The organism is Planomonospora algeriensis (genome assembly GCF_977012225.1).
In genome coordinates, this window is record NZ_CDRNDK010000357.1 from 1 (window position 1) to 6,616 (window position 6,616).

The following is a 6,616-nucleotide window of genomic DNA, read 5'->3' on the forward strand; positions in this document are numbered from 1 at the left end:
CCCCCGGCCTGCGCGACGCCCCGGCGCACGGCCGCGCAGCGCTTCCACCTCGACGCCCCCCGGCTGGTTCGCCAGCGAGCGCCCGCCCCCGGAACCGCTGGCCCCGCTGGCCAGGGCGGTCTGGGGCGACCACCCGGTCACCGCGCGCTACCGCGACGCCGAGCGCACGCTGGAGCCCTACGGCCTCGTGCTCAAGGCCGGCGTCTGGTACCTGGCGACCCGTTCGGCGATCTACCGGGTGGACCGCTTCACCGCCGTGGCCGTCCACGCCGACCGGCGCTTCGACCGGGACCGCGACTTCGACCTGGCCGCCTTCTGGGCCGGGCGGGCCGCGGAGTTCACCCGCTCCCTGCTCACCACCCGCGTCACGGTACGGCTCAGCCCCGGCGGCCTGCGCCTGCTCCGGCACGTCGCCGACCCCGCGGCCCTCGACGAGGCGCTGGCATCGGCCGGAGAGCCCGACGAGCGGGGCCGGACCACGCTCGTCCTGCCCGTCGAGTCCCCCGAGGTCGCCTACGGCCAGCTTCTCCGCTTCGGCCCCGAGGCCGAGGTCCTCGACCCGCCCGCCCTCCGGGCCCTCCTCGCCGAGGCCGCCGCCCGCCTGTCCCGCCTGTACGGCCCGCCCCGGTGAATCCCGGGCAGGAGCCCTCTCGTCGGCCCTGGTGAATCCCGGACAGGAGCCCTCCCGTCGGGCCCGTCGACACCGGCCCCCGGCAGGACGCGGGGGCCGGCGGCCTCCCAGCCCGGACGCCGGGCGGTCCGTGCGGATCAGCGGTAGCCGGTGTCGTCGGCGGGTCCGCCCACCTCCTGGACCTCGACCATGTAGCGCCAGGCGTCCGGCCGGGTGCCGTCGACGTCGGTGAAGCCGTACACCTGGGCGAGCCCCCCGCTGGAGAGCGACTGCCCCGACCAGCGTTCCCGCTTCGGGTCGGCGGCCAGCGCCACCACCGCGCGGCCGGTGAAGGCGGGCGATTCCGAGATCACGAAGTGCGGCTCCTTCTCGAGCGCGTCGCGCCAGTTCTCCTCCTTTACGCCGTAGATTTCCAGCATCATCTCCGAGCGGAGCCAGCCGGGGGTCAGGGAGACCGCGGTGCAGCCGTACGGGCGCAGCTCGTGGGCCTGGGAGAACCCCAGCCGGTTCACCGCGATCTTGGCCAGGTCGTAGAAGCAGGAGACCCGGTAGTGGCCGGCGTTGTACTCCCAGGTGCCGTCGGTCACCTCCACGACCAGACCGCCCCGGTTCCTGGTCAGCAGCGGCAGCGCGAAGTGGCTGGTGATCAGGTGGGTGTCGACCGCCAGCCGGAGCAGGCGCAGGCCGTCGCCCAGGGGGTGCTCTCACAGTGGCGTGTCCCAGGCGGCGAACCTGTCACCGCCCCAGACGTCGTTGACCAGCACGTCGAGCCGGCCGTGCTCGCGGCCGATCCTTCCCACCAGCGCCTCGACCTGCTCCGGCTCCAGGTGGTCGACCTGGACGGCGATCCCCTCGCCGCCCGCCCGGGTCACCAGCTCGGCCGTCTCCTCGATGGTCTCCGGCCGGTCCATCTCCGAGCGCTGCTCCCGCGTCGTGCGCCCGGTGCAGTAGACGGTCGCCCCGGCGGCGCCCAGCTCCGCGGCTATCGCCCGGCCCGTTCCCCGCGTCGCCCCGGCGACCAGGGCGACCTTCCCCTTCAGTGGCATGTCCATGAGCACGATGCTGGCAAGAAAACAGGACACCCCATGTCATGTTTTCCTTCGATCACCGATCGTCCGCCGCCTTGACCATGCGACGACCCGAAGCGATCAGAGAGAGCATGCGGCGACGCGTCGGCACCGCCAGGACCGTCCCCCGCAGGGCGGCCCCCGACCACGTCAAGGCCATTCCTCCGGAAGATCGCCGACCGGTCGCATGCCTGCGGCAGACGGGTCATCATGCAGGACGTGACGGCTCCGATGCCGGCCATCGACCGTTCGCCGCGTGAACGGGCGCGTTCGACGCGCGGTGACCGCAATGAAACGATCACGTGGTTACTCTGCCGGTCAGCCCGAAGGGCCGGTCCGTGGCCGACCGGCTTCTCTCCGATATGAGGAGATCGCGTTGTCCGCACCCAATGGGAACCGGAGCGATCGCAGCCCGTGGAACTGGCTGCTGCTCGTACCGATCGTCCTGCCCCTGCTGCCCTTCCTGTTCAATTCGGACGAGCCCCGGCTGTTCGGCTTCCCGATGTTCTACTGGCTCCAGCTCGCCTTCATCGCGGTCGGCGTCACGTGCACCACGATCGTCTACCAGATGACCAAGCGGGGGCGGTGACGTCATGCAGGAGCACCTGACCGAAATCATCATATTCACCGTCCTTTTCCTGGTCGTCAGCGGCATGGGGTTCGTCGCCTCGCGCTGGCGCCGGCCGAAGGACCTGGCCAGCCTCGACGAGTGGGGCCTGGGCGGCCGGAGCTTCGGCTCCTGGGTCACCTGGTTCCTGGTCGGCGGCGACCTCTACACCGCCTACACCTTCGTGGCCGTGCCCGCCCTGCTGTGGGGCGCGGGCGCGATGGGCTTCTTCGCCGTGCCGTACACCGTCGTCATCTACCCCATGGTGTTCCTGGTGCTGATCCGGCTCTGGTCGGTCTCGCACATCCACGGCTTCGTGACCCCGGCCGACTTCGTCCGGGCCCGCTTCGGCTCCCCCACCCTCGCCCTGCTGATCGCGATCACCGGCATCGTCGCGACCATGCCGTACATCGCGCTGCAGCTCGTCGGCATCGAGGCCGTGCTGAAGTCGATGGGCGTGACCGGGCACCTGCCGATCATCATCGCGTTCGCGATCCTGGCCGCCTACACCTACCAGTCGGGCCTGCGCGCCCCCGCGCTGATCGCCTTCGTCAAGGACACGCTGATCTACATCGTGATCCTCGCCGCGGTCATCGTCATCCCGGCCAAGCTGGGCGGCTGGGATGCGATCTTCGACGCGGCCCAGGCGAAGTTCGCCGCGACCCCCGCGCCGGGCGACGGCATCGTGCTCAACGCCGGCAACCAGCTGCAGTACGTCACGCTGGCCTTCGGCTCGGCGCTGGCGCTCTTCCTCTACCCGCACAGCATCACCGGCGTGCTGGCCTCGAAGAACCGCAACGTGATCAAACGGAACATGTCCGCGCTGCCCGCCTACAGCCTGCTGCTCGGCCTGATCGCGCTGCTCGGCTTCATGGCCATCGCGGCCGGGACCACACCGATCGGCAAGGACAACAACACGATCGTGCCGCGGCTGTTCGACCAGATGTTCCCCGACTGGTTCACCGGCGTGGCCTACGCCGCGGTCGGCATCGGCGCCCTGGTCCCCGCCGCCATCATGTCGATCGCCGCGGCGAACCTGTTCACCCGCAACATCTACAAGGAGTACGTCAAGCCCACCGCGAGCGACGCCGACGAGGCCCGCGTCTCCAAGATCACCTCACTGCTGGTCAAGGTCGGCGCGGTGGCCTGCATCCTCTTCCTGGACACCGGCTTCTCCATCGACCTGCAGCTCATCGGCGGCGTCATCATCCTGCAGACGCTCCCGGCCGTGGCACTGGGCCTCTACACCCGCTGGTTCCACCGGGGCGGACTGATCGCCGGCTGGATCGCGGGCATGGGCGCGGGCATGCTCCTGCTCTACAACATCGGCAACCCGGCCACCGGCAAGCTGCACTTCGCCGGATCGGCGTTCCCGCTGGACAAGCTCGGCCTGGACACCAAGATGACCGTCTACGCGGGCGTCCTCGCGCTGGCCGCCAACCTGGCCGTCGCGGCCCTCGGCACGGTCGTCGCGCGCGCCGCCAAGCTCGCCGACGGCGAGGACGCCACCCGCCCCGACCACTACCTCGCCGACGAGGGCGACCCCCGCATCAAGGACCTGGACCTCACCTCTCACTGAGTCCCCGGTACGGCACCGCCTCCGGCCGCGATACCTGCCGGGGGCGGTGCCGTACGCCCGTTCGAGGGCTCCGGTGAATGTCAGTGAGGGCTCGGCGCCGGGTCGTGCTCATCCGCCGTCATCCGGGTGACGAGCAGGCGCCAGACGACGAGCTGCAGCAGGGCGAGAGTCAAGGCGAAGGGCATCAGGGTCCACACCCCGACGCCCTGCGCGACGGCGCCCGCCAGCCAGGGAAGCGCGGAACCGCCGATGACCGACACGCCGTTCATGACGCCGATGGCCGTGGGCACCAGCCTGGGCGTGGTGAGCCTCGGCACCACCACCATCGCCGTCGGGAAGAGCGGTCCGAGGAAGAACCCGAGCAGGGCGAAGCCGGCGGCGGCCACCGCCGTCACCGGCGCCAGCCAGATCAGCGCGGCACTCGCCGTGACCCCGAACAGGCACACGAACGCCATGCCGGTCGCCGTCAGCCCCAGCCTGGCGGCGACCGGGCTGATCAGGAACCGGCCCAGGGTCAGCCCGAGCCAATAACCGCTGACGGTGTACCCGGCCACCAGACCCGGCTGCCCGTACTCCTCGACCATGAAGCTGAAGCCCCAGTTGCCCACGCCGATCTCCAGCCCGACGTAGACGGCGAGGAACACCGAGGCCAGCAGCACCCCGGGCGTCCTGAGGGCGGCGGCCAGCAGACCTCGCCCCGCCTTCTCCGAGTTTCGGACGGGATCCGCCGACGCCCCGGCCGGCGGCGTGATCGGCTCCGTACGGCGCCCGGTCGCCGTCCCCATGACGCCCTTTCCGGGATAGGCCACCAGGAAGCCCGCCGTAAGCGGCAGGCACACCACGGCCAGCACCAGCCAGACGGCCGTCCAGGGCAGGAAACCCAGCATCCAGGCGGCCAGCAGCGGGCCGAGCAGCGCGCCGACGCCGAAGAACGCGTGCAGGTGGTTGAGCAGAGTCGTGGCCGACGGCAGCCGGGTGAGGTAGGCGTTGAGCACGGACTCCAGCACACCGGTGCCGTACCCGGCCACCACCTGCACCGCCACGAGCGCGGCGAACGGCGGGCGGATGGCCGTGTACAGCCCGGCCAGCACGAATGCGCCGCCGCCGACGGCGAGCGCGGCACGGGTGCCGAGCCGGTCGACCAGCGACCCGGCGGTGGCTCCGGAGAGCATGAAGCCCGCGGAGAAGGTGAAGAAGGTGATCCCGACGGTGGCCTTGTCCACACCGTAGTCGTCGATCTGCGCGGGCAGCAGCACACCTCCCACCCCCGCGCTCATCCCCACCAGCACGAAGGCCGCGTACGCCAGGGCGACCGAGATCCGCCACCGATCATGCAAGACGGACAACATGACCCCCGGGAAACACAGGAACAGGAATCGGTGAACGGGCGCGGGCGACTCCGGCGTGCTCGGATAGCGGCCTGCATCCGGCATCGATCACCCGGGGCGCCCGGGTCACAAGCCTGGGTGATCACTGCCGTATTTGTAAAGAGGTGCACCGGAACACCCGCGGCCGCTCTCCGGACCGCCGCCCTGGCGCACGGCTGGACTCTCCCCCGGCGGGAGGCCTCATGCTGTTCCTCCCAACGGCCCTCGGTAGCCGATCATCCGGGTGTCAGGGATGGAAACGGTGCGACCGTTCGGCACATCGGTATGGGGAGAGCGGCACATGGCCATCGTGAAGGACATCGAAACCCGCGGCATGCAGCACTGCGAGACGACGGCGCTGGAGGTGCTGCTGCGGCACGAGGGACTCGATCTGTCCGAGCCCATGCTGTTCGGGCTGGGTTCGGGCCTGTCCTTCGTCTACTGGGACAGCAAGGCCATGGCGTTCCCCTTCCTCGGAGGCCGTGTCAAGCCCTTCGAGCTCACCCGGAACCTGGCCGCGAGGCTGGGGCTGACGTTGACGGTCCAGGAGACCGCCTCATCGCGCAGGGCCTGGGAGAACGTGACCGCCCCCATCGACGCCGGCCGGCCGGTCGGTCTCCAGCTCGACTGCTACCACCTGGAATATTTCCGCTCCAAGGTGCACTTCGGCGGTCATGTCGTCGCCATGTACGGATACGACGAGCACGAGGTGTACCTGGTGGACACCGAGCAGCAGGGAGGAGCGGTACGCACCAGCCGGGCGAGTCTCGCCGCGGCGCGGGCCGAACGAGGCCCGATGACCGCCAGGAACCGGTCCTTCACCCTCACCCTGCCGGCTCACCCGATTCCCTGGCAGGAACGGCTCATCCCCGCCATCAAAGACTGCGCCGAAGCCTTCCTCGCCGCTCCCATCGCGAACCTGGGCCACCGCGGCATCGAGAAAGCCGGTAAGCAGGTGCCCGGATGGCTGCGGCGCGCCGGCACACCGCGGCAGGACCTGTCGCAGGCCGCCCTTGTCATGGAGAAGGGCGGCACCGGCGGTGCCCTGTTCCGCGCCCTCTACCGCGATTTCCTCGACGAGTGCACCCGGCTGATCGACGACGGCGATCTCCGTGCCGGTCACCGGCTGTACACCGAGGCCGCAGTCCTGTGGACGGACGTGTCCTCCTTGATCGCGAAAGCGGGAGAGAGCGGCGACGCGGGATATCTCGAGCAGGCCGGCGCCATCCTCCACGATCTTTCGCGCCTCGAGAAGGACGCCATGCAGCTGCTGCGCCGGCTGTAGTTCAAGATGATCTCTGGAACCCCCGCCCCGGAACCGGTCCCGGAAAACAGGAAAGGGCCGCCCCGAAGGGCGGCCCTCAC

Annotated in this window: 5 protein-coding genes and 1 pseudogene; 4 read left to right on the forward strand and 2 right to left on the reverse strand. The window is 70.3% G+C overall.

Features of this window, described 5'->3' with window-relative positions; genetic code table 11:
* The coding region (locus ACWJ6R_RS27270) for a WYL domain-containing protein (RefSeq protein ID WP_449064974.1) at positions 1–631 on the forward strand (631 nt) is incomplete at its 5' end.
* Positions 632–768: 137 nt separating this feature from the next.
* Here the strand turns inward: ACWJ6R_RS27270 and ACWJ6R_RS27275 are convergent.
* Positions 769–1,683 (reverse strand): annotated as a pseudogene (locus ACWJ6R_RS27275) (SDR family oxidoreductase).
* Positions 1,684–2,074: 391 nt separating this feature from the next.
* On the opposite strand from ACWJ6R_RS27275, the gene ACWJ6R_RS27280 reads away from it, so the two are divergent.
* Positions 2,075–2,287: a DUF3311 domain-containing protein gene (locus tag ACWJ6R_RS27280; RefSeq protein WP_449064975.1), complete on the forward strand. Its 213-nt coding sequence runs from the start codon at positions 2,075–2,077 to the stop codon at positions 2,285–2,287.
* Between the two features lie 4 nt (positions 2,288–2,291).
* Positions 2,292–3,884 (forward strand): monocarboxylate uptake permease MctP, encoded by a 1,593-nt coding sequence (gene mctP / locus ACWJ6R_RS27285; protein ID WP_449064976.1) that lies wholly within the window; start codon positions 2,292–2,294, stop codon positions 3,882–3,884.
* Between the two features lie 80 nt (positions 3,885–3,964).
* Here mctP and ACWJ6R_RS27290 read toward each other — a convergent pair whose 3' ends face one another.
* Positions 3,965–5,221, reverse strand: coding sequence for an MFS transporter (locus tag ACWJ6R_RS27290; RefSeq protein ID WP_449064977.1), 1,257 nt, complete (start codon positions 5,219–5,221; stop codon positions 3,965–3,967).
* A gap of 331 nt (positions 5,222–5,552) precedes the next feature.
* Here ACWJ6R_RS27290 and ACWJ6R_RS27295 point away from each other — a divergent pair, with 331 nt between their 5' ends.
* Positions 5,553–6,536: a BtrH N-terminal domain-containing protein gene (locus ACWJ6R_RS27295; RefSeq protein ID WP_449064978.1), complete on the forward strand. Its 984-nt coding sequence runs from the start codon at positions 5,553–5,555 to the stop codon at positions 6,534–6,536.
* The last annotated feature ends 80 nt before the right edge of the window (positions 6,537–6,616 follow it).